The organism is Alteromonas sp. AWM4_230, assembly GCF_056158305.1.
This window is the reverse complement of record NZ_JBSWTB010000001.1, coordinates 4114765-4138988: the sequence shown is the minus strand read 5'-3', so window position 1 is coordinate 4138988 and position 24224 is coordinate 4114765. Positions and strand designations below refer to the sequence as shown.

The following is a 24224-nucleotide window of genomic DNA, read 5'->3' as shown; positions in this document are numbered from 1 at the left end:
AGGATATCACTTTATTCACTAAACTACCGTAATGAAGCGCAAATTTTGTGTAACTCAATACGAAAGAAAAGATGGTTGGAAAGTAAGCTAATGTGGATAGGGCTAAGGGGATAGTTTAGCTCAATAAAAAACGGCGCTTTAAAAGCGCCGTTCAACATGTATTCCTGCTTAGGAATAAATAGTTTTGAGAACTGAGCTCTACTGTCTGATAACCAAGTAAAGGGTAGAGTTACCGCGTTTTACATTAAGTGCGATAACGCCTTTGGCTTCGTCTAGCGCGTTTCTGAACTCCGCAACCGTTGATGTGCGAACGCGGTTAACGCCAATGATCACATCTTCAGATTGAAGGCCGATACGCGCGGCAGGTGCACCACGCTCAATCTCAGATACGACTACACCAGCATTGCCAGCATCGTCTGTGCCATTAGACAGTGTGGCGCCTTCTAGGGCTGGGTGAATCTGAGCCGCAGTCACCGTGGTATCAGTAGCATCGTCTAATACAACGTCTACGTTCATTTTCTTGCCTTTACGCATAACGGTTAGCTCAACCTCTGCGCCAGCCCCCATACTCGCAATTTTTGCACGCAGTTCTTGGAAGCTGTGAAGTTTGCGACCGTTAATCGCCGTAATAATATCACCTGCTTGAAGACCGCCTTTCTCTGCAGCCGAGTCAGGCTGTACTTCGCTTACGAACGCACCAATATTAACTTCGGCATTCATAGCTTCAGCAAGGCCCGCATCAATATCACTACCTAGAATACCCAGAAGACCACGGCGTACTTCACCATATTCAGCAATTTGATCAACAAGGCTTTTCATCATATTGGCAGGGATAGCAAAACCAATACCCACGTTGCCGCCATTAGGGCCAAAAATAGCGGTATTGATACCAACCAACTCACCGTGAAGGTTAACTAATGCGCCACCTGAGTTACCCCGGTTAATTGCTGCGTCAGTTTGAATGAAGTCTTCGTAACCGCCTATGTTTAAGCCTGAACGGCCTAAAGCACTTACAATGCCTGAGGTTACCGTTTGAGAGAGACCGAAAGGATTGCCAATGGCGACTACAAAATCACCAACCCGTAGTACGTCAGAATCGGCAAGCGGCAACGCTTTCAAATCATCCGGCTCAATTTTAAGCAAAGCGATATCACTTTGCTCATCAGAGCCCAACTTTTTCGCTTTGAACTCGCGTCCGTCTGTTAATTTAACGGTGATTTCGTCCGCGTTATCGACAACATGATTGTTGGTAACTACGTAACCTTTGTCAGCATCAATAATGACACCAGAACCAAGACCACGGAAAGGACGTTCTTGAACTTGCTCTTGCGGTGCACCAAAGAAGTAGCGAAACATTTCTGGTACGCGCTGTGTAGAAGTTTGCGTACCTTCCACTGCGATACTGACTACCGCAGGTGTCGCTTCTTCGAGCATAGGGGCTAAAGACGGCACTTCGTCTTTTGAATCAGAAAAGAACGGTAACGCCGCCTGCGTACTAGCAGTAAAGCCCAGTGAACTTACAACAACGGCAGACGCCAATAGACAATGGCGGAAAGACATTTTCATGTTCGCTTACACTCCTTCATGTTATATGCGACATAGCATGGTTTCACTAAAAGAGTCTGACGCTGGAATAAAGTTCCCGATGTTACTGTTTTTCTGCGTTATTCTGCTCAGAACCGCCGACGAACAACCCAGACCCTGTATTCGCAAAGTCTTTTGGTTGAGTATCAGAAACACGATTTACTTTAGATTTGTCAGTCCCTTTCAAATTATTGCGTAAATAGGTGGTAGCTTGCTCCCCATAAAAAGGAACTTTGCTGTCTTCTTCATCGCTGCCTTGTTCAAGCAGCATTTCGTATTCTTCTATCTGTTGTTTTAGCGTTTCACACTGACTCTCAATGCTTTCTAAGCTTTGACGAGTTTGATGTATATGATGCTGCGCCTGTTGTGCGAGGATCTCTTTAACTTGCTTCTCAGTTTGTGCAGCATTACCTGCGCCTTGCTTTTGTTGAAGAAAGCGACCAGCGAAAAAGCCAATAATTAAACCAACAACTAACAAAGCAAGAGATACTAACAATTCCATTATATTCTCCGAATAAATCTACGTCGTGCAGCCGACCTTTCTTTCTACGGTCTAAAAGCTGCTTTCGACCATATGCTGAATATAGCAAGGTCAAACCCGAAAAGCGCATACATAGTTTCATTTATTCAGTGTATGTCGAATTTCAATGTGAGATTCTACCGTGATTTCCATTAAAATTAAGGTCATAATTGAGAAATTCAAGCAGGTCGGTGCAGCAAGCGCCGCTATTGACTTTTGTACGGAGTGGTTTCGGCGATGACGCCATGGGAAAAATATCAGCTAGATCTTCAGTCGTCTGATTTTCATTATGACGAGGCACAAGAAAATGCAGTTAAAGAACTTCAGCGTTTGTACGATGAACTGACCGAGCCCAAAAAGAAAATGACTTGGCGGGTAAAGTTAAAATCAGCATTTGGGAAAGGACATGCCAAGCCAGGTATTCAAGGCATTTACTTTTATGGCGGGGTAGGGCGAGGTAAAACCTATTTAGTAGATACCTTCTACGATTGCTTGCCTTTTGAAAAGAAAATGCGCGTGCATTTTCACCGCTTTATGTATCGCGTGCACGACGAACTTAAGCAGCTTAAAAGCGAACAAGATCCTTTGAAGTTGGTGGCGGCAAAGCTGGCAAAAGAAGCACGAGTTATCTGTTTTGACGAGTTTTTCGTATCCGATATTACTGATGCCATGATTTTAGGCACGTTAATGGAAGAGTTATTTGGTCACGGTATTGTGCTGGTGGCAACCTCTAACATAGTGCCTGACGATTTGTATAAAAACGGATTGCAGCGTGCGCGATTCTTACCAGCCATCGACTTACTAAATCAGAATACCCGCGTGGTAAATGTTGATAGCGGTATCGATTATCGTCTAAGAACGTTAGAGCAAGCCGAAATTTATCACTATCCACTTGATGAGGAAGCCACAGAAAACTTACATAGCTACTTTTCTCAATTAGCGCCAGAAGAAGGCACCAAAAGCGAAGAAATTGAGGTGAATAATCGCAAAATACCAACGCTTAGAAACGCTGACGGTGTATTGATGATAGATTTTAAAGCTTTGTGTGGCGGGCCCCGTAGCCAGAGCGATTACATTGAGTTAAGCCGCTGTTATCACTCGGTGCTTTTAGCCAATGTCGCGGAAATGGGCCAGCATAACGACGATGTGGCGCGCCGCTTTATTGCTATGGTAGACGAGTTCTATGAGCGTAACGTGAAACTCATCATTTCGGCAGAAGTTGCACTGGAAAGCCTTTATACCGAAGGACTTCTTAACTTCGAGTTCAGACGCTGCCTTAGCCGCTTAAAGGAAATGCAGTCACACGATTACCTGGCAACCGAACATCTACCGTAAGCATAAATATGGGGTCAGAGTACATTTTGACCTCATCGAAAATGTGAAAGATACCAACCTAAACCCTTTCTAGGGGCGTTCACATTGGTATTACACGAAAATTAAGGTAGAATTTCGCACAATTTTTCTGTGTCGCTAAGTCAGCGTTTAGTTTGTGAAAGATAGCAGTCAGCAATTTTTGCAATGCTTCGTTTCGCATTAACTCCAGATAAGACAAAGCGGCACAGCCTGAAAAAGGTTCAGGCAAATAGTACCCCGATAAAACCCAACGCAGCATTTCTAATTGCGAGAAAGAGAATTTTAAGATGGGAAGAGCATTCGAAGTTCGTAAAGCCGCCATGGCAAAAACTGCCGGCGCAAAAACAAAGGTTTATTCTAAGTACGGTAAAGAAATTTACGTGTGCGCAAAAAATGGTGGTGCCGACCCAGACACTAACCTTTCACTTCGTCGTTTAATGGAAAAGGCGAAGAAAGACCAAGTACCAAGCCACGTTATTGAAAAAGCCATTGATAAAGCCGCTGGTGGTGCTGGTGAAGACTTCCAGCCTATGCGTTACGAAGGCTTTGGCCCGGGTAACTGTATGGTTATTGTTGACTGCTTGTCTGACAATGCAAACCGCACTATTACTGAAGTTCGTAACTGCTTCACGAAAACCAATGCCAAGCTAGGTGCGCAGGGTGCGGTATCGCACATGTTCGATCACCAAGCGGTATTCCAGTTTGAAGGTGACGACGAAGACGCCATTTTAGAAGTGCTAATGGAAGCAGACGTAGACGTAACTGATGTTGAAGTTGAAGACGGCAAAGTGACGGTTTATGCGCCGCATACTGAATTCTATCAAGTAAAAACAGCGCTAACAGAAGCTTATCCAGATATCACGTTCATTGCCGATGAGATGAGCTGGATGCCTCAGACTGAAACTGAGATCAGCGAAGAAGATATGCCGATGTTTGAAAAATTCATGGACATGCTTAACGACTGTGACGACGTACAAGACGTTTACCACAACGCGATTACGCCGAGCAGTAACTAAAAAGCGCAAACCCCATGAACAAAAAACCTCGCCAATGCGAGGTTTTTTTATGTGCTCAAACGTTTAACGGCGTTTAAAGATAAACCGTTTCGTACTTTATCGGCGCTAACTTTTTCAAAATACGATTTTCCTGTTGATAGGTAAGGCCTACATCGCGCATAGCGCCTTGAACATACTCAACCAAAATATAGAATTCACGCTCTTTGATGTTAAGACCTTTGTGAGACTCTAACATTGATTTACCATCGTACTCGCAAGGGCCCCCAATAAGCTCACAGGTTTGCAAGACGAGCTGGTCTCGTAGATGCTTTTTTGGCACCCCTTTAAAGTAGTGACCAATTACAGGGTCAGTGTAAATACGGGTGATAGCTACACCATAGACAGTGTTCAGCGTTTTATGGCCACCAATTTCATCATACAGACTTTGCTTTTCAGTACTTGCACAACCAGAAAGCAAAATGTTTAGTAGCGCTAGTGCTGCAATAGGAATACTTTTCAACAATTTCATATGTGATATCTCCCCATTAAAAATTGCCATTTACCGTTAGGTAGAAGCCACTTGAGCTCTCTTGCAGCGGTAAATTACCTAAATCCACATAGGCAGCGGTAATTGAAATAGACTTATTTGGAAAGTAAGCAATAAAAGCATCAATAACCGTGTCCTCTTCGGCTAGCCCACCTAACCGATTCGTTTGCGTTCGAAACTCAGTGCCAATTGCCGTGGTGGGGCTGATTAATACTGCAACGGAGCCTTCCCACTCAACTTTTTCACTGTCGTTACCTTCAGCACCAAAACCCAATAGACCAAACACATTTGCCTTGGTGTACCTAGCGGTTAAATTAGTGAGTAAATTATAGCCTGACGGTATGCCTAGCCATAATTTAGTCGCCGAAAGGTAGATGTCAGTACCGCTGTCGTCCTTCGCACCTAACAGTAAAGGTACTCCTATTTCAGGAAGTGGAACGGTGCCATCTGGTAATGAAAGCGAACTATCAACATCTCTATTTTTCTTGTACTGGGCGCCTAAAGCGATTTGCGGGGCCCATGAGTTTTGGGTAAAAACGCCATCACCGAACAATTTAACCTTTGCCCCCACAATATCTTGCTCGATATTTGTACTGTTAGCATTGGTCACCGCACCTTCAGTCAGTAGCGCAAAAACATTGCTGGTTAACCCGGCTGAAATATCTAGACGCTGACGCTGTATGCTAATTTCAACGCGGTCAAAAAGACTTATGCCTGCACCAGCGGTAGTGAGAGAGTAATCGTTAAGGCTCAAGTATTGAATATTGGCAGAGTAGCTGATTTCTTCTTTACTCGTGTATCCGCCGATAAATGCCCAAGGGGTTATGCCGCCACCTGCGGTACCTTCAAAGCCGGTAATTCCACCCGAGGCGATTAAGCGAGAACCACTGTCTGCTAACGCGAACGATGAAGTAAAAAGTAGCGGTAGCAGCAAAAGCCTTTTCATAACAAAGTCCTAATTTTATTTTGTGTGATTCTTTCCACTAGTTCAAAGCATAGCGGCTAGACAAATAATTGTGAAATTATTGATAAGACTACTAAACTGAAGCAGCTTAATAGTCCGATTACCGATACCCACCGGGGAATAAAACGCTTACTTTTCTCAACGTTAAGTGCAGCAAGGTTTGTAATGCCGTAGTACAGAAGTACCGTAAGCGCACTTAATGTCCACGCAAATTGAATACCTCCCAAGGCAACGATTACAGAAATAACGGCAAAAGTAGCCCAGGTTGCAGCGGGCGCAGATTGATTGTCGTTACTTAGTTTGCCAAACGTGTTGGGTAAGTCACCTCGTCTACCCATGGCTAAGATTACCCGCGACACTCCTAATAGTAGATTTAAGATGACCCCACACATGGCAGTGATGCCTCCGAAGAGTACAATTTTCTGCCAAATACTATCAGGTAATAAATAAGCGATGTTGTAGTTATTATTGACAAGTTGCCCAGTGTCGATGCGCAGAATGGCTAGCCCTAGTAGAACATAAAGCAAGCTGATGATGGTCAGGGTAATAACCACAGCTCGGGGGATATTGCGTCTAGGAGCAATAATCTCTTCTCCCATGGTGGCAATGCGTCCATATCCTGTGAATGCGACAAACATTAAGGCCGCGGCGTGAGAAACAGATAGCCAAGAGACCTCTAAGTGCTCATGTACCGTATTATCGCTTCCAGTGACCTGATGTGATGCGGTGCGAAGATCTAAAGACATTGCAGCGATAATGAAGGTTAGCAGCCCAGCGACACTAATAAGGACAAGTAGCGTATTGAGCCAGTTGGTACGTCTAACACCATTTAGCACAAGAAAGGTAAAAAGTAGTAACAGCCCAATTGACAGTGCACTTACAAAAACAGTGTTTAGATTTACTGTAGAGGGCATAACATGTTCGAAAACGTGTAAAGTAAACACTGTGACAGCAAGCGCAGCGGTGGCCGCCGATGCGCTTTTCGCTACCACAAAAAGCCCGCCAGCAAGTTTTCCACTAATCGGGTTAAGGTAGCGATAGCCATATTCATACGTCCCTCCGCTTACAGGGTGTGCAGCGGCAAGCTGCGCAGATGATAGCCCATTGCACAATGCCGTTAATGCGGCTATAGCTATGGCAAGTACTAAAAAATGTCCAGCGAAGGTTGAGCTTAGGCCAACACTGACATAAGCGCCCGTGCCTAAAATTGAGCCTAGCCCGATTACCAATGCGCCCCACAACCCTGTGGTTTTTGAAAGCATGGTGTGAGTGTTTTGTGTCATTAAATATTGAACCCCGTTTAAAAGATAGAAGGCTGCGCTGAGTAGGAATTGAAGCTGAAAAGTGTGATAGTGTTAATCCATCGACGTATCTCTTTTCTCATGGAAGTAGATATTTGGTGAAATTTTTGACTGAGCTAATTGTATTGATGCAATCGTTTACCTACACGCTCAACGTTTTTATCAAATCGTTCCAGTTAAGCGGTTTAGACAAGTAATAACCTTGTGCCCAATCACAGCCACTTTCTTTTAGATATTTGAGTTGTTCTTCAGTCTCAACGCCTTCAGCGATTACACGTAGCCCATACAACTTAGCTAAACTCTGTATGATCATAACCATTTTTTGTCTGGCTTCTCGCTCAGAGAATAAATCATTCACAAATGAACGGTCTATTTTCAGGCAGTCAGCAGGGTAATTGATCAATTGGCTAAACGCAGTGTACCCGGTTCCAAAATCATCTAACGCTAGTGACACTCCCAGTGCTTCTAACGCTTTTAGCGTTGCTATACAGGCGGTATCTCCTGCAACAAAAGCAGTTTCTGTTACTTCAAGCTCAATGTATTCGGGTGATACATTGTAGGTTTCCAGTAAGGCTTTAACTTGGGAAGGGAAAAGTTCGTTATGTAACTCTACGCCAGAAATATTGATACAGATTTTACCGTTGAAGCCATGTTCCGACTGAAGATTAACGAGTGCCCTCAACGCATTATTGATGACCCAAAGGTCGATATCTTTTATAAGCCCAGTTGCTTCCGCGACAGGGATGAAGCGATCGGGGCCTATTCCTTTGAGGTCTGGCGTATGGCACCTAAGCAAGGCTTCAACAGCAACTATCGAGCTATTTCGGCAGTCGTATATTGGCATAAATGCTAAAGAAAATTGTTCTTCACTTAACGCGCGTTTGAGACCCTGCTCTATTTGTTGGCGATCTCGTAAGCTATCTGCAATATCTTGTGTAAAAAATCTGAAGCAATTCTTACCACTGTGTTTTGCGTTATACATAGCAGCATCAGCGTGATTGATCAGGCCTGAAGGTTCAGTAGCATCGTCTGGGTAAACAGCGATTCCTATGCTCGCATAAGTCATATGCTTTATACCATCAACTTCAAAGCCTCCATTGAACACCTCCAAAATACGTGAGGCAACGGTTGCGGCATCTGTAGGTTCTTTGATGTTAGGCAATAATACTACAAACTCATCCCCAGCGAGCCTAGCTAGACTTTCTGAACTACTTTTGAATACTCGATCTGTTGAGCGAATCGCTTCCCACAGGCGTTCACTAAATTTGAGTAACAAGCGATCTCCCGCGTCATGACCATATTGATCATTTACTTGCTTAAAATTATCGAGGTCTATGTATAACAACCCTATACGCTGTTTATCTTTTTCAGCCCGGCTTAGCATTCGATTTAAATTTGTTTTAAAACTCCAGCGATTAGGTAGACCTGTTAATGTGTCGTAATAGGCCATCTGACGAATATCGTCATCATGAAGCTGCATAATGGTTTGATAAGATTGTTCTTCAGACTTCAATGCCGCGAGACATATTGTATTAAGAGCCAGTGTAGTAAGGATGAAACGAATAGATTCAACAAGTGTGTAACTAGTTACTAGCAACGCAGATAATGGTGTAAACAACAGTAAAGTGCTAGTCACAGTGAAGATAGCAAATACAGCGACTGCAGGCCAAAAGCGGTTGATAAAAAGGTTAATTGCAGCAATAGGGTAAACCCAAAGTAAACCTGTATTATCCTTACCCCCCGTAATCAGCAGGGTCATTGATAGAGTAAATAAAATGCCGCTTAAAACAATAGCTGCGCGTTCAACATTATTGCTGCGCTTTAATAGATAAAGGTTAAATAACCCAACTGCCGCGTTGGCAAGGAGGATACTACCTAACAGTACAGACCCATCGTATAAACTGAATCCGCCTAATGCACATAAAAAAATAACGCCAATGGTGGTCAGAACATAGCACAGTGTGTAACGCCTACTTTGGCGTACTGCCCTCATTTCTTGATGTCCCGCAGTGGTTTGTTGAGATGATGAAGTGGTTGTCAAGGTTACCTAGGATCCATGGTAAGAATATCGGCTTTTAGGCTTATAAGAATCTAACTGGCGAAAAATTACAATTATCAAAATAATAGACCACAAAACTAAGCAATTCAAAATGAAACAAAGTGCGCTACCTAATTGGGCTGGAATTACAACGACCACTTAGCTTAGCTGTATAAACCTTGAACGAATTTTTACAATGCCAGTTCAGTTTCAAAAATATTTTGAAACTGATTCATTTTTTATCGGGCTTATCATTGAAAAGCTGAATCTATACCATACACACAACTTTTGAGTTTTCCCTATTTAATGTTCTGAGGAGTTAGTTGTGTCTCATCCAATTATTGAAGATTTAAACAAGCGTTATACGGTTAAGAAGTACGATGCAAACAAACGCATCTCAGCGGACGACCTTGCTACCATTCTTGAAGCTTTGCGTCTATCAGCGTCTTCTATCAACTCTCAGCCTTGGAAGTTTGTTGTAGTAGAAAGCGATGAAGCAAAGCAGCGTTTGCACGATAGCTTTGAAAATAAGCATCAGTTTAACCAACATCACGCTAAAGAAGCATCGCATACTATTTTGTTTGCCTACGACCCTAAATTCACCAAAGAAAAGTTTGTTAAACGCGTAGATGCAGAAGTCGCTTCTGGTCATTTACCTGAAGATATGCGTGAAAACTTTATGGGGGCTTATGCCTTCGCTGAAGCGAACACCGATGAAAATGGTAACAACGCAGCGTGGACTAAAGCGCAGGTTTATCTTGCTCTCGGCAATGTTATGCACACGTTGGCTCGTTTGGGCATTGCGTCTACACCGATGGAAGGGGTTGACCCTGATATGTTAGGTGAACTGTTCGCTGACGAGCTAGACGGTCACATTTGTGAAGTCGCGTTAGCGATGGGGTACCCTGACACTGAGCAAGACTGGAACCACGGTTTACCCAAAGCACGTTTACCAAAAGAAGACGTGATTGCAGTGGTTTAACCCTCATAGAACAGTCAGCTGTTTCAAATAAGTATAAATTGCAAAAGAGCGCCTTTAACGGCGCTTTTTTATTTGTAATGCTCGTCCAAGATAGCGTTGAAAGTAATCTGTTTGCCCCCATCTCACTGGCTTGTCTGAAATTGTATTGTTAATCAAACCAGCCTAAATATCGTGCGCGCTTTTATAAAACGCTTTTACCCTTCTTCATTTACGCCGTTTTTTGTGGCGTGGGTATTGTCGTATCTAATTGTTAGCACGGGTTTTCAGACATCTGATGTAGCGAGTGATGCTGAAGTTACCTCGCAATCTCCGCTGGCCAAGTTTGTTCACAGTACGCAAAGCTACTCCCTTAGGTTTAGCGCAACTAAGCTAACCGGTGATAAAGGCGAAAAGCCTACCGACGCAGAGCCGCCAGGTTTAATATCGGCATTGCTAAACTTTGCCTTTTACAACTTGTCATCCACCAAGGTGCCATCAGCAGGCCCTTTCTTTACTGATAAAACGTGGGTAAAAGCGAGCCCTCGAGGTCCACCTTCCATCCTGAGTTAACCCTTTTACACCCGCTAACGTGAAAGCAAAACCTCTTGTTTCTCGTTAAAGCGCTTTAAAACTTAATTATTCAGGATTTAAAATGGCACGATTTTCATTTCGTGGCTTTGTGTATGTGCTCATCGTTATGCTCGGTTTACTGAGCGCTGCGCCCAACATATTGCCACAATCAGTTAAACAGCAGTTACCTTCGTGGTACACCACATCAACACTATCTCTAGGCTTAGATTTGCAAGGTGGCTCGCATCTGCTCTTAGCCGCAGACACCGACGCGTTGTTTGAGAAGCAACTCAGCAGTTTTTCCAGCGATGTACTTAACGAATTACGTACCCAAAACGTACGCTATACCAGAACATCTCACTCGCTTTCTTCAAAGGCGAGTAGTGAAGATAGTACTGGAAGCGTTGTATTTACTTTGCGCAATGCAGGCGATGCTAGAAAGGTTAACGATATTGCCTATCAAATTTCCGCTCAGCCAAATGGTTCAAGCGCACTTGATGTTGCGATTAAGCAAAACACCGTCACTCTTACACTTAGCGAACTCTATTCAGAGCAATTAGTTAAGGACACATTAAGCCGAAGTGTTGAGGTTGTAAGGAAGCGTTTAAACGAAACGGGGCTTACTGAGCCCAGTGTTACCTTACAGGGTAAAGATGCGATTTTAGTGCAGATGCCAGGTATGTCTGACCCGACCCAAGTTAAAAAGCTACTGGGTACTACAGCACAAATGACCTTTCATTGGGCTGCAAACAGTCGCTCAGAACAAGTAATGAGCAAACAAGATGCGGCGGGTAATTCCTACCGTCTAGAACAAAAAGTGGCGCTAGAAGGCGAACATATCACTGATGCGACCGGTGTTTTAAGTAGCGAAACCGGTCAGCCAGTAGTGACGTTTCGTTTAGACAGTGCAGGTGCTAAGCAGTTTGCTACTATGACCCGTGACAACATTGGCCGAGTGCTTGCTATTGTTCTTGACGATAAAGTGGTGACCGCCCCGGTTATTAACAGCGTGATCCCAGGTGGTCGTGGAGAAATTACCGGTAACTTTACGCTGCCAGAGGCTGGTAATACCGCATTAATGCTTCGCACTGGTGCGTTACCTGTGCCCCTTAATATTATAGAAGAGCGTACGGTTGGGCCTGATTTAGGTAGCGACGCTATTCAAACCGGTGTAGAAAGTGGCATAGCAGGTGCGTTGCTGGTTTTAGCATTTATGGTAGCGATTTACGGCAGGTGGGGGGCTATTGCAAGCTTTGCTCTGTGTATAAACATGGCATTGGTGTTTGGCGCGTTAACCTTATTTGGTGCAACGCTGACTCTACCTGGCATTGCAGGCTTGATTCTGACCATGGGTATGGCGGTAGATGCGAACATTTTGATTAATGAACGTATTCGTGAGGAAAGTAAAAAAGGCCGCACTGCAGCCAGTGCAATAGAAGTGGGCTTTGAAAAAGCTTTCGCGACAATAGTAGATTCAAACTTCACTACGCTCATAGCGGTAAGCTTGTTGTTTATGTTTGGTAGTGGGCCTATCAAAGGGTTTGCTATCACCATTGCCCTTGGTCTTGTATCTTCAGTATTTACTGCAGTTGCCTTAACTAAAATGTTGATGCTAAAAGCGGTTAAGTTGAAAAAAAGAAACACGAGAGATCGCACGCCCATGCGCTTCTCATCACCGCTACTGCGGTTGAGTGATAAGCTAAGCGGTATTAATTTTCTGGCTAAACGTAAGATTGCATTAGCTATTTCGGTAGTGCTAACAGTGCTCTCAATTGGTTTATTTGCCAAACCAGGTTTACATTATGGTGTCGATTTTACCGGCGGCACCATGATTGAGTTGACCGCACCAAGCCTTTCTACCGATGAGCTGCGCAATGTCATTGAAAGTAATGGCTTTGATCAGATAGCCATTCAAGAATACGGCAGTGAGCATCACTATTTGTTGCGAGCTCCTGTTCTGGATAGCAGTGGCGAGCTTGAAAATAGTAATGCAAAGCAGACTGATGCCCTAAAACGTGCGATTTCACAGGCTGACGAGCAGGTAAGTTTTGATAAAATTGATATGGTTGGACCCAAAGTCAGCGGAGGCTTCGCAGAGCTATCAATTCTTGCGCTGCTTATCGCAGGTGGCGGCATGTTGATGTACTTGTGGGCGCGCTTTGAAGCGCATTTCGCGACGGCAGCACTGCTTACCGTGTTACTGGATTTAACCAAAACCATAGGCTTTTTTGCGTTAACCGGTATCGAGTTTAACTTAACAGCGGTTGCAGCGTTATTGGCGCTGATTGGTTATTCGATAAACGATAAAGTGGTGGTGCTTGATCGTATCCGCGAACTATTACGTTTAGACCCAACCAAACCTTTAGCAAATACCATCAACGAAGCGGTAAACAGCACATTAAGTCGAACGGTATTTACGTCCGTTACCACGCTGTTAGCGCTGCTTCCAATGGCTTTATTTGGTGGTGACGCAGTAGAAAGTTTTGCAGTGCCTATGGTTTTCGCTGTCGTAATTGGAACGTCTTCAACCTTGTTCATCACCTCTACATTATTGTACTTGTTGGGTAGTAGAAGAGAGAAACAGGGGAAAGCACAGTTAAAGCCCACTGCGGAAGAAATTAAGGCTTCGTTGTCGCACATCCCTTAGGCGACACTAGTTCCTTAACTTTATTACCCTGCCGCGTTTTTGCACCTCAATACTTTGGAACAAAAACGCGGTAAGGTAGCAGTATTAACAGGAACCCTTGATACGTGCTTCCAGCTTTTCGTAAGCATGCATTAGTGGCAATAAGGAACGTATAATGTTTGCAGTTGATCACATTATTTTACTTAGCGCAGTGCTTGCCATCTTAGGTGTGCTGGCCAGTAAGCTATCTCCGCGCTTTGGTGTACCTGTTTTGGTGCTATTCCTCGGTGTAGGTATGCTTGCGGGTGAAGATGGTATAGGCCGAATTTTCTTTGATAATGCCGATGCCGCCCATGCTATAGGTACATTCGCGCTTATCCTTATTCTATTTGATGGCGGTCTTCAAACATCCAAAAAGTCTATAATTCAAGCGTGGAAGCCAGCAGCTTTGCTTGCTACCTTTGGCGTTGTGGGTACAGCGGTGCTTACTGGTGTGGCGGCCATGATTATCCTTGATTTACCGCTCTATAAAGGCTTATTGCTTGGCGCTATTGTGGGGTCAACAGATGCTGCTGCGGTATTTTCGGTTTTGCGCAATGCAGGAATACGAATTCCCGCTAAGATAAAGTCGACGCTGGAGCTTGAAAGTGCGTCGAACGATCCTATGGCCATATTCCTCACTATTGGTCTTATTACGCTTATTCAAGACAGCACCACTAAGCCAGTGGACTTACTTTCCCTGTTTGCCAGTCAAATGGGGGTGGGAGCGATAGTGGGCCTAACCATTGGCGGGATCGCAGTGTGGCTTTTCAGAAGAGTCACCTTAATGGCGATAGGTTTGTATCCCGTTTTTGTGATGTTATTTGGTGTATTGTCTTTTGGCCTTGCTGCGAATTTAAACGGCAGTGGCTTCCTCGCTACTTTCATTACTGGCGTAATAGTGGGCAACAGTCGTTTTGCGTATCAGCGTAATACCTTTGTGTTTCTCGACGGGCTGGCTTGGTTGGGGCAAATTGCCATGTTTGTTATTCTCGGCTTGCTCGTTACACCCACTGAGCTTTTCGTAAACTGGAAGGAAGGCTTACTCATTGCGTTTGTGCTTATTTTTATTGCCCGTCCGCTGGTGGTTATGCCTATTTTGTTGCTCTCAAAATTCTCGTTCAAAGCATCATTACTCATATCATGGGTAGGATTGCGCGGTTCGGTGCCAATTATCTTGGCTATTTTCCCGCTGATATTCGGTATGCCTTACGCAGAGCTAATTTTCAATGTGGTGTTTTTTATTGTGCTGATCTCAGCCCTGCTACAGGGCTCAACCTTGCCCTACGCGGCGCGCAAGTTAGGTTTAGTATTAGAAGACCAGATAAAGGAATCGAGCACGCTGGAAATTGTGAAAGTTGCCAAAAGTAAACGAGAGCTTATAGAAATAGAAGTTTCTAAGTTATCACCGGCGCTAGATAAAACTATCAGTGAATTATCGCTTCCTGACAATACTGTAGTGGCCATGATTGCCCGTGGTGAAGAAACTCTTATACCCAAAGGAAGCACTAAGATAGAAACGGGTGATCAGATTTTTATTATCACAAAACTGCTCGATAAAAACGCCGTTGAACAATGCTTTTACAACGAGCAGGAATAGGGTGCTATTGTAGGGCACTTCATGTAGAATGCGCCGCGGAGTTGGCCAGGCAATCGCCGCTTTCGTAAGAAAGGGGAGGAAAGTCCGGGCTCCAAAGGGCAGGGTGCCAGATAACGTCTGGGCGGCGTGAGCCGACGACAAGTGCAGCAGAGAGAAGACCGCCTAAGCATGTTTACATGCCGGTAAGGCTGAAAGGGTGCGGTAAGAGCGCACCGCACCTCTGGTAACAGAGTGTGGCAAGGTAAACTCCACCCGGAGCAAGACCAAATAGGATCCCTCAACGTGTGGCCCGCATGGGGATCGGGTAGGTTGCTTGAATCAGTGAGCGATTGCTGATCTAGAGGAATGGTTGCCCACGACAGAACCCGGCTTACGGCCAACTCCACTCTTTTCTTTGATAGCTTCTCAAAGCATGTTTATTGTGCCGCTTTTAGACGATACTTTTCCTAAAGTAAATGAAGGCTATTCCTTTAGCAGGTGAAGGTTATTTCTATAACGGGTGAAGCCTCTACCTGAAGGGACATTCCCTCAGGCAGAGACATATATCGCTCGTTACTGGAAGAAATAGCGGAACGTTGCGCCTACTGTGCGAGGTTGGTTTACCGTAAACCCAAGTCGAGCACGTCCACCACGTTCTCTATCAAACGAAAGCTGTGCGTTTTCATCAAACAGGTTGTTGGCGTATAGCAAGATTTCGTAGTCATCGTAGGTAAGACCAAAGCTCATGTTCATTGTACCGTAGTCGTCTAGCAATAAATCTAACTCCGTTGTTTCAGTGCCGGTTGCACCACCAAAGGCAAGTCCTGAAGTGAATATACCTGCACCCGCAACTTGGTCACTAGGTTGTGTAATACGGTCACCTACATACTGGTAAGAGCCTTGGAAGTAGGTGCTGTTTGACGAGAATAAAGGCTGCGCTAAATCATAGGTAAATGCGATAGCGAAGCTTTCTTCTGGTACTGACGCCAAACGGTTGCCATCTTCAACGCCACCCAGCACCGCACCATCACCGTCAACGACGGTTGAATCGAACTCAGCTTCAATGATGCTACCAGTTAATGAGAAAAAGAGCTGGTCAGTAAACTGACGCGTAAGTTCAAATTCAATACCTTGAGTATGCGCTTCAGGTACGTTAAATGACACACGTGACGAGCAAGAACCGGCATCCAATGTAACCTGAAGATCCTCAATATCGTTATAGAAAGCTGAAACGTTTGCTGTCCAGCCCCGTCCTGACGACTTCATGCCTATCTCATAGTTAGTGAGCTTTTCATCGTCATAGTCTTGGAACGAACCAAAGATGGCTTCGTCTTGGTCGGTACACAAGCTTCTATTTAGCGGGTCATTTACACCACCAAGTCTAAAGCCTTGCGATACTTGGGCATTTAAATTCACGTTTTCGTTAAGGCTATACTGACCAATTACGCGTGATGTGAAGCCGTCTGACTCTGTCGAATCAGTTTGGTTGTCGCCGTTGGCGAATAAGCCGCCGGAAATAAACTGACGCTCTTCTTCATAATCGTAAAAGCGAGAGCCCACGGTCATTTTGAAGTCATCGTTAACTTGATAATTCACTTCACCAAACACAGCAAGTTGCTTTAAGTCGTAAGGTAAATAAGCGTTGTACGGCGAATCGGCCTCAAAGCCATTAGCAACCGCTGCTGACGTGCCTTCACCTAATGTAGCATCTGTAAACGCATCATAGCCGGGGGTAGGAAGTGATTGATCGTAAACGCGTTCAGTTGAAGAGTAGAAAGCGCCAACTAACCAGTCTAGTGCGCCATCGCCATTAGACGCGGCGCGAAGCTCAAAGGTGTCTTGCTCTACTTCGGTTCTGTCTAATAGGTTCGACGGTAATAATACGGCTGCATCCGGAAAACCTAAGTCGATACTTACTGAGCCCGAAAGCGCGCTGGCATCACGGCTCACCAATATATCTCGGTCGGTATAGCTATAAACAAAAGTAAAGTCGGCAACATCAGCTTGATATTCAGCGGTTACGTCAGCTATCAAGGTTTCGTCAGTAAACCCTTCCTCAAGCAGTAAGTACTGTTCGCGCTCACCCAATTGAATAGCAGGGCGAGTCGTAGTGTAAGGGTTTGCAAACACGTTATAGACTTCTTCCCTGTTAAACCCGTTCATCTCGAGTTCTTGGTAGATTAGTCGCGGTGTTATGGTGAGTTTATCGTTAGGTGCGATAATAAACGCTACGCGTCCACCGGTTCTGTCACCGTCATTAACGTCTTCGTTAAACGCGCCATTTTCACCTAACGCATCAATAAACCCCGCATAATCGGTACGATATACCACTGCGCGCATAGCAACTGTATCTGAAATTGGCACGTTTACCATGCCTTTTACGTGACCGCCCACGCCGCCGTCTGTCACACTATTAAGGTTAGCTTCAAACTTACCTTCAAATGTGTCTAACTCAGGCTGGTTGGTAATGTAACGAAGGGTCCCGCCGATAGAGCCAGATCCGAAAAGTGTACCCTGCGGTCCACGTAGAGTTTCTATGCGGTTAAGATCAAAAAGATCGAGATCTGGGGTAAACAGCGATAGCGAAATAACGCTTTCATCAAGATAGACGCCTACTTGCTCTTTAACGCCAGGTTGGTCACGCACTATTTGCCCTGCCGATACGCCACGCATTGAAACCTGGCTTTGGCCTGGCCCTAAATTTTGAATAGAGACGCTTGCCACATTTCTAGCTACATCTTCTAAGTTACCCGCGCCGCTGCGTTCAAAGTCTCGCTGGGTTTGTGCGTTAATTGAAAAAGGAATGTCTTCAATGGATTCAGCGCGCTTTGTAGCGGTTACTATAATCTGCTCAAAGTTATCGTCATCCGCTTGTTGTGTGTCCTGTGCAATTGCACCAGAGCTAAGCAGCCCCATTACCGCAATGCTAAGTGTGCTTCGTCTAAACGAAGGTTTTTTTATTTTAAACATAAGTCCATCCAAGGTGGTTGTTTCTATTTTGTTATTAGGCAAGGGTGTAATGTGGCAAAAAAAGTTGTCTTTTTCTATATCTGGAGAAACAAATATTTCTACTTTAGTAGTATGGGGTGATTTCAATTTTCTCGTGTTACTTTTTTGTTAACTGTTGTTGTGACCTGAAAATGCGTCTAAAAGGTCAAAATAAGTGTCTATCAGGCTAATTACATCGTAAGTAATCTAGGTATGATCCCGCTTAGATGAGGTTTAGCTTTTACATAAAAATATCTTAGTTCTAGCAAACGGCTGATGAAAAGATATTCAAAGTGCAAACCCCTTACCTAAGCAGAAGAGCGAAAACGAAAGTCATACGAGAGAGGTGCAATGGAAAAGCCAGTAAAAGCCAATGAACTACTAAAAGGTATGCTAGCAATTGTTGTTGCAAGTTTTCTGTGGGGGACAACAGGTACTGCAGCACAGTTTGCGCCCGAAATCAGCCCATTGGCCATCGGTGCATTTGCAATGGGAATAGGTGGCGTTCTGCTTTGCTTAAGTGCTAGAAAATCTCTAGTAGAAGATGCCCGAGTCCTATTGGCTAAACCACTTACCTTTCTGTTTGGTAGTGCTTGCGTAGCAATCTATCCGCTCGCTTTTTACAGCGCTATGCGCTTGTCAGGTGTAGCCATAGGTACTGTAGTCTCTATCGCTAGCGCACCTTTATTCGCGGCGCTTTTAGAATATTTTCTAAGTAAAAGGCCTGTATCTTTAAAATGGTTTATAAGCTTTATATTCGGCGCATTGGGAATTGGCCTGTTAGCTATGGGCAAAGCAGAGGGGGCAGTGGAGCTATCAGCATCTAAAAATAATCAGGTATTCGGCGTTATTTTGGGGTTAATTGCTGGTTTAACTTATGCGGGATATTCGTGGGCTGCAAAACAACACATTGACACTGGCGCAAACTCAAAGTCTGCTATGGCCGGGCTGTTCGGCTGCGCTGCAATTGTCCTACTGCCCTCACTTTGGTTTACCGGTCATAACCTGTTTACTAACGCTATCCACACTAGTGTTTCACTTTATATGGCCGTAGTACCCATGTTTCTTGGATACTTGCTGTTTGGTTATGGTCTTCGCACTACTGAAGCCAGTAAAGCTACGCTTATTACACTAATAGAACCACTGGTTGCGACACTTTTCGCTATCTTCCTGATTGGTGAAGTGTTCAAGCCGGTGGGGTGGGTTGGCATGACGCTAGTGTGTCTTTGCCTTTTAATCCAGTCGATTAAATTTCCTTTTGCTCTAAAGCGCTATGGCAGAAAAGCAGCGGCGTAATGTCGAAATAGCGTGCAGCTTATAATGAGAAGTCAGAATACTTTCCAAGTATTCTATCAATTTGACCCGTTTGTTTTAGTTCAGCGATAGCACGGTTTATGGCAGGAAGCTTATCTTTATGTCGATTGTGAACACGCAACGCCATTTTGCCCGCGGTATGGATGGGCCCCAAGGCAATTTTCATTTCGTGAATTGAAGACCAGTAACGGGCCGATGCCTCCTCCATTATGATGACATCTACCCTTTTTGCACCTAGGGCTAAGATAAGGTTGCTCTCGGCTTGAAAATCCATTCTGACGAACTTATCAGAATCAAAATACACATAGCCGGAGATCATCCCTACAGTTTCACCGTAGATAGAGGCGACGGTTTGGTATCGGCTATGGTTTTCAGGCAGAGTAATAAAGTGTTCTGTGATGTCTATAATGGGATCTGAGAAAGTGAAGTCGGCTGCGGGCTCATCTTTAGACAGCCAGCTTGGACTGAAGAAGTCGAAATCAAGATCGCCTGTTTTAAATGCAAGCATGGCGCGTTTGGTAGACAGCATGACTTTTTCCGTCTTAATACCTGCTTTATTCATAATAAGGGGGAGAATTTCAACTAGAATACCGGCCCTATCTTCGTCGACAGCATTTTCGTACGGGATAGAGCTGCCTGATGTTCCAAGATTATACCTCAATACTTCATCGGCAGTCGCGCCACCGCAAAAAAACGAAACGTTAACCAATAAACTTAACGAAACAACTATTTGGATAAGAGGTGTTAATACTGTTAATGCATACACTCAAGATGTCCTAATATAATAGGTTATGAACTACGCTTTCTTTAGTCTTTCTTTCAATACTTGCCCAATGATCGACTTTATCGATAAGGTCTTCAGCATCGAAGGGCTTACTTAAATAATCGTCCATTCCCGCTTCAACACAGCGCTCTTTATCACCTTTCATTGCATTTGCGGTCAGGGCGATAATCGGAACGTTGAGGTAACGCTCTCCAGCTTCACCGTTTCTAATGCGCTTAGTTGCTTCAAAACCATCCATTTCCGGCATCTGACAATCCATCAAGATGACATCAAAGGTCACCTTCATTTTATTCAGAGCCTCTAGTGCTTCTAAACCAGATTTGGCGCTAAGGGTAGTATGGTTGCTGAGATGCTGTTTCACGATTATTTGATTAATATCGTTATCTTCAACAATAAGTACTTTACGTTTTTTACCTTTTTCTCGTTTTAACGAAGAGGCGTGGTGCACAGGGACCAGCAAAGTTTCATCCGCGGGCTCAAGAGAAATAGTAAAAGAGAACGTACTTCCGTGACCTTTTACACTTTCAAGTTTAATGTTGCCACCCATAAGTTCGCAAAGTTGTTTGCTAATTGATAAACCCAGACCGGTTCCGCCGAACTTGCGGGTGGTTGATAAGTCTTCTTGCGTGAAGACATCAAAAATAGTGCTTTGCTTGTCTTGCGCAATACCTATTCCCGTGTCTTTTACGCTACATAAAAGTGTAAGGCTGTCGTCTGCGTTTTGTTTAATGCTAGTGGTAACTTCAATGCATCCAGAGTCAGTAAACTTGACGGCGTTGCCCAGCAAGTTCGACAAAATTTGCCTGAAACGTACATCATCACCTTGTACAACGTGGAACCCTTGTAGATCAAAGTGGAAGTGTAGCTCAAGACCTTTTTCCTGGCACATGATGGCGTACTGACTTTGAAGGTTCTCAAGGGACTCTAAAATGTCGAAAGGGTTCTCTTCAATCTGTAGCTGACCTGCTTCAATTTTAGAAAAGTCCAAAATGTCATTTACGATATGTAAAAGGCCTTGAATACTAAACTTAGCGAGTGAAAGGTAATGCTTCTGCTCTTCGGTAAGTTCAGAGTTTGCCATTAGCTGCAAAACACCAGATATACCGTGGATAGGCGTGCGTATTTCGTGGCTCATACTTGCTAAGAAGCTAGACTTCAGTCGAGCAGACTCTTCGGCTTTCTCTCTCGCTTCTTGAAGGTATTGCTCCGTTTGTCGTTGCTGCGTAACATCTTGCTGAAAACCGATGTAATGAGTCACTTCGCCATTGGTTTTAACTGGTGTTAAATTTAGTCGGTTATAAAAGGCGCTGCCGTCTTTTCTGTAGTTAAGTAGTGTAGTTTCAATAGGCTCACGTGTCGCAATGGCTTTACGAATTTGCTCAACAGTTTGCTTACTGGTTTCATCACCTTGCATAGAGCGACAGTTGTGCCCAATCATTTCACTTCGTTTGTAGCCAGTTAATTCTTCAAATGCACTATTTACATAAATAATTGGCTGTCCGACCCGTTTAACGTCAGAAATAATAATTGAAACAGTTGCTTCATCCATGGCATGGGTAAGCACATTTACGTGGCTTTCTAATGCGCGCTGCTCGGTAACGTCATTTCCTACATATATATCACCACGAATATTGCCATTTGCATCGGCAAGGGAGGCTTTTGTCCAGCGAATATAACGTTCTTTGCCCGAATTCACTGAAAAGTGCGTCAGCTCATCGCTTAGTTGTGTCGCTAGCTTCCGTACTATCAGCTTTAATATTGCACTCTTTTCACCGTATTGGTCATCGCAAAAAATGTCGAAGCGTTTGTTTGAAATGAGAATTTCTTGATTCTGATCGACCACGACCAGCATGTCGCCCATCGATTCTAATACATTCGAAAACTGTTCGTTAGACATTGAGACCTCGGTCAAATCCCAAATAAGCTTATCGAAAGCGGCTCGAATGTCGGCTAACTCTTTTGCCTCAACTTGAGACTCATTGTTTAAAGACGTTGTATTGTCACTATTAAGGCGATTTTTAATATCTTTATACAGTGTTGAAAGGGTTCGCTCGGCCAAGGTTCCGGTCATACTCACCATATGCAATATAATGAAAATGAACCCCACAACCATTGCTAATAAAACAATGCCTGTCCAGGCAACCTCTCTGTATGCAGTAATAGTTGGTTTAACGCTATATAACTGAAGGTTCTTCCAGCTGGTTTGCTTAATAGAATAGCCACTTTGGTTAAACGCTAAAAAGCTTGAGTTTGGCGCTATTAAAGAGGGCTCGCTACTAAATAGTACGTTTCCGTTTGAATCTGTGACTAACTGGTTAGTCAGTCTAGGGTAGGGCGCGAGCAATGATTGAAGGCTATCGACGTACATGACAAGGGCACCTTCAGAGACGCCATTGAGCAGAACGGGGACGCTGATGACTACTCCGTATTTAGATACGGACGAAAAGGTGTTTGATGAGCCAAGCGTTTGCTGACGCCAAGCACTGCTTAACGACTCAGGAAGCGTAGCACTCCAGTTTTTGTCGATAACTTTCTCACCTGCAAAATCAAACAGTGCAAATTCTACAGTTTTTGCCTGGGTAAGATTTAAAGAGCGAAAAAACATAGGTAGGTAATTATCTCGCTGCTGTAAATCAACCAGCGAATTAATAATAATGTCGTTTGCCGCTAGATCGGCTAACTGACGCGTTGTATCGCTAACAATGAAGCTAATATCTTGCTCGAGCCCTTCTACCGACTGCTGCTGAAGGGCATTACTTTGCTTAACAATGAAATGAAAGGAAAGGGCAACTAGCGTAATAGACAGCACTGCTATTAATAGCGCTAGCCTTGGGATCATGCTTGAAAGCAATAAAGAACGCAGCCTCATAGGTTCATGCTGCATTATTTCTTGCCCGTTGTTACCAAATGGCCTTTATCATTAATCTTCGTCATAAAATAATCCTTTGACCAAAGTGCATCATGCCTTTCTTTAGTGAATGGAGCTTCATAGTATTTTACAGCACCCTGGATGTCTTTAAGCGATTCTAGAGCATTGCGTAAATCGTTAACTTGTATGCTATTAGCTTTATCGGCAGCGATAGCAATTAAGTGAATTAAATCATATGCATGGGCTAAACCTGTGACACCTTCAATAGCTGCTGCATCAATAAGCCCATATTTATTATAATAGGCTTCTAATAATTGTTTAGCCTTGTTATTTTTCTGATGGTGGAAGTGAAACGTTTGAAGAACTGATATGTCGTGCTGATTGATAGGGTTGGCTAATTGAGATGCGAACTGACCTGACGCTATACCCCAGTGAGAAACAACAGGGAGCGAGCTTAGGCCTTGTTCAGCCAATGCATCTACAACAACCACACCTTCAGGTACGTTGGTAACTAATATTACACTGTCCGCCTTCGAATCTTTTATCGCCTTAGCATCTTCAGAAAAATCTTTCTGTTGCCAATTAATCCAATAGGTTGCGCTAATGTTCACCCCTTGTTCCTGTGCCGCTTTAGTTAAAGACTCAAGGTTGGAACGTCCCCATCCTGTTCGCTCCAAGATCAAAGCGACATTAGATAACTCTCTGGATTTTACAAAGTCTATCAGTACAGACGCTGCTTCAGCGTCACGTACTGAGATTCGAAAAACATTATTGGGTGAGTGAGCATTGTCTACTATGGGCGTGCCGGCGGCCCAGGGAACCAGCATGAGAATATTTTTAGCATGTATAATATCAATTTCCGCAAGCACCACGGGAGTATGTACCCCACCAACGACGGCTAGCAAGTTTGGCATTTGCGCAAACTGTTCAATGTTGTAAATACCGCGAGCAGGATTTCCTCGGTGATCTTTCGCAATCACTTTGAGTGTACGGCCAAGTATCCCTCCATTCGCATTAATTTCCTCAACGGCTAGCTCTACGCCTCGAGTAATAGCAACGCCTCCCTCTACAGCAACCGCCGAGAGGTCTGCATCAATACCAATAATTAAAGGCTCTTGAGTACTGTCAGCTCGGCATGAATTAAAGGATATAAAGCAGAGGAGCGCTGATAGAAGAAGATATACACGCATGA

The 24224-nt window shown here is 44.1% G+C and carries 17 protein-coding genes and 1 other RNA gene; 8 read left to right on the top strand and 10 right to left on the bottom strand.

All coding sequences use genetic code 11. The features are described 5' to 3' along the window. Window positions 1–198 precede the first annotated feature (198 nt). Window positions 199–1560, bottom strand: a complete 1362-nt coding sequence (locus ACXACS_RS17790) for a DegQ family serine endoprotease (RefSeq protein WP_474809327.1) — start codon at window positions 1558–1560, stop codon at window positions 199–201. An 88-nt stretch (window positions 1561–1648) separates the two neighbouring features. Continuing rightward, the gene (locus ACXACS_RS17785; protein ID WP_118490195.1) at window positions 1649–2086 is read right to left on the bottom strand and encodes a ZapG family protein; all 438 of its coding nucleotides are present in this window, start codon (window positions 2084–2086) and stop codon (window positions 1649–1651) included. 255 nt (window positions 2087–2341) lie between these two features. On the opposite strand from ACXACS_RS17785, the gene zapE reads away from it, so the two are divergent. Together zapE and ACXACS_RS17775 are read left to right on the top strand one after the other, a co-directional pair. Further along, window positions 2342–3439 carry a cell division protein ZapE gene (gene zapE, locus ACXACS_RS17780; protein ID WP_474808575.1) on the top strand — a complete coding sequence of 366 codons (1098 nt, stop codon included), beginning with the start codon at window positions 2342–2344 and terminating at the stop codon, window positions 3437–3439. A gap of 305 nt (window positions 3440–3744) precedes the next feature. Then, window positions 3745–4473: a YebC/PmpR family DNA-binding transcriptional regulator gene (locus tag ACXACS_RS17775; protein ID WP_024015752.1), complete on the top strand. Its 729-nt coding sequence runs from the start codon at window positions 3745–3747 to the stop codon at window positions 4471–4473. 73 nt (window positions 4474–4546) lie between these two features. Here ACXACS_RS17775 and ACXACS_RS17770 read toward each other — a convergent pair whose 3' ends face one another. The 4 genes from ACXACS_RS17770 to ACXACS_RS17755 all read right to left on the bottom strand — a co-directional run bounded on the left by ACXACS_RS17770 (window position 4547) and on the right by ACXACS_RS17755 (window position 9305). Then, window positions 4547–4981: a group I truncated hemoglobin gene (locus ACXACS_RS17770; RefSeq protein WP_474808572.1), complete on the bottom strand. Its 435-nt coding sequence runs from the start codon at window positions 4979–4981 to the stop codon at window positions 4547–4549. A gap of 16 nt (window positions 4982–4997) precedes the next feature. Next, a complete protein-coding gene (locus tag ACXACS_RS17765) occupies window positions 4998–5945 on the bottom strand; it encodes a DUF3034 family protein (protein WP_474808570.1) in 948 nt (315 codons plus the stop codon). Window positions 5946–6001: 56 nt separating this feature from the next. Then, window positions 6002–7246 carry an APC family permease gene (locus tag ACXACS_RS17760; RefSeq protein WP_474808568.1) on the bottom strand — a complete coding sequence of 415 codons (1245 nt, stop codon included), beginning with the start codon at window positions 7244–7246 and terminating at the stop codon, window positions 6002–6004. Between the two features lie 160 nt (window positions 7247–7406). Further along, window positions 7407–9305, bottom strand: coding sequence for a putative bifunctional diguanylate cyclase/phosphodiesterase (locus ACXACS_RS17755; RefSeq protein ID WP_474808567.1), 1899 nt, complete (start codon window positions 9303–9305; stop codon window positions 7407–7409). Window positions 9306–9627: 322 nt separating this feature from the next. Here ACXACS_RS17755 and ACXACS_RS17750 point away from each other — a divergent pair, with 322 nt between their 5' ends. The 5 genes from ACXACS_RS17750 to rnpB all read left to right on the top strand — a co-directional run bounded on the left by ACXACS_RS17750 (window position 9628) and on the right by rnpB (window position 15486). Next, on the top strand, window positions 9628–10284 hold the full coding sequence (locus ACXACS_RS17750) for an NAD(P)H-dependent oxidoreductase (protein WP_474808565.1): 657 nt from the start codon (window positions 9628–9630) through the stop codon (window positions 10282–10284). Window positions 10285–10518: 234 nt separating this feature from the next. Next, window positions 10519–10833 carry a hypothetical protein gene (locus ACXACS_RS17745; protein ID WP_474808563.1) on the top strand — a complete coding sequence of 105 codons (315 nt, stop codon included), beginning with the start codon at window positions 10519–10521 and terminating at the stop codon, window positions 10831–10833. Between the two features lie 82 nt (window positions 10834–10915). After that, window positions 10916–13480 (top strand): protein translocase subunit SecD, encoded by a 2565-nt coding sequence (secD, locus tag ACXACS_RS17740; RefSeq protein WP_474808561.1) that lies wholly within the window; start codon window positions 10916–10918, stop codon window positions 13478–13480. A gap of 154 nt (window positions 13481–13634) precedes the next feature. Beyond that, on the top strand, window positions 13635–15098 hold the full coding sequence (locus ACXACS_RS17735; protein WP_474808559.1) for a potassium/proton antiporter: 1464 nt from the start codon (window positions 13635–13637) through the stop codon (window positions 15096–15098). A 37-nt stretch (window positions 15099–15135) separates the two neighbouring features. Then, window positions 15136–15486: RNase P RNA component class A (gene rnpB, locus ACXACS_RS17730), an RNA gene on the top strand. 164 nt (window positions 15487–15650) lie between these two features. On the opposite strand, the gene ACXACS_RS17725 is transcribed toward rnpB, so the two are convergent. Continuing rightward, window positions 15651–18047 (bottom strand): TonB-dependent receptor, encoded by a 2397-nt coding sequence (locus ACXACS_RS17725; protein ID WP_474808557.1) that lies wholly within the window; start codon window positions 18045–18047, stop codon window positions 15651–15653. 369 nt (window positions 18048–18416) lie between these two features. On the opposite strand from ACXACS_RS17725, the gene ACXACS_RS17720 reads away from it, so the two are divergent. Next, on the top strand, window positions 18417–19361 hold the full coding sequence (locus ACXACS_RS17720) for a DMT family transporter (RefSeq protein ID WP_474808555.1): 945 nt from the start codon (window positions 18417–18419) through the stop codon (window positions 19359–19361). A 19-nt stretch (window positions 19362–19380) separates the two neighbouring features. Here the strand turns inward: ACXACS_RS17720 and ACXACS_RS17715 are convergent, their stop codons facing one another. The 3 genes from ACXACS_RS17715 to ACXACS_RS17705 are packed head-to-tail and all read right to left on the bottom strand — an operon-like array spanning window position 19381 to window position 24222. Beyond that, the gene (locus tag ACXACS_RS17715) at window positions 19381–20145 is read right to left on the bottom strand and encodes a substrate-binding periplasmic protein (RefSeq protein WP_474808553.1); all 765 of its coding nucleotides are present in this window, start codon (window positions 20143–20145) and stop codon (window positions 19381–19383) included. A 10-nt stretch (window positions 20146–20155) separates the two neighbouring features. After that, window positions 20156–23047, bottom strand: a complete 2892-nt coding sequence (locus ACXACS_RS17710) for an ATP-binding protein (protein WP_474808551.1) — start codon at window positions 23045–23047, stop codon at window positions 20156–20158. Continuing rightward, window positions 23047–24222, bottom strand: coding sequence for an ABC transporter substrate-binding protein (locus ACXACS_RS17705; protein WP_474808549.1), 1176 nt, complete (start codon window positions 24220–24222; stop codon window positions 23047–23049). Before ACXACS_RS17705 ends, ACXACS_RS17710 begins: the two co-directional genes overlap by 1 nt. Window positions 24223–24224: the final 2 nt, after the last annotated feature.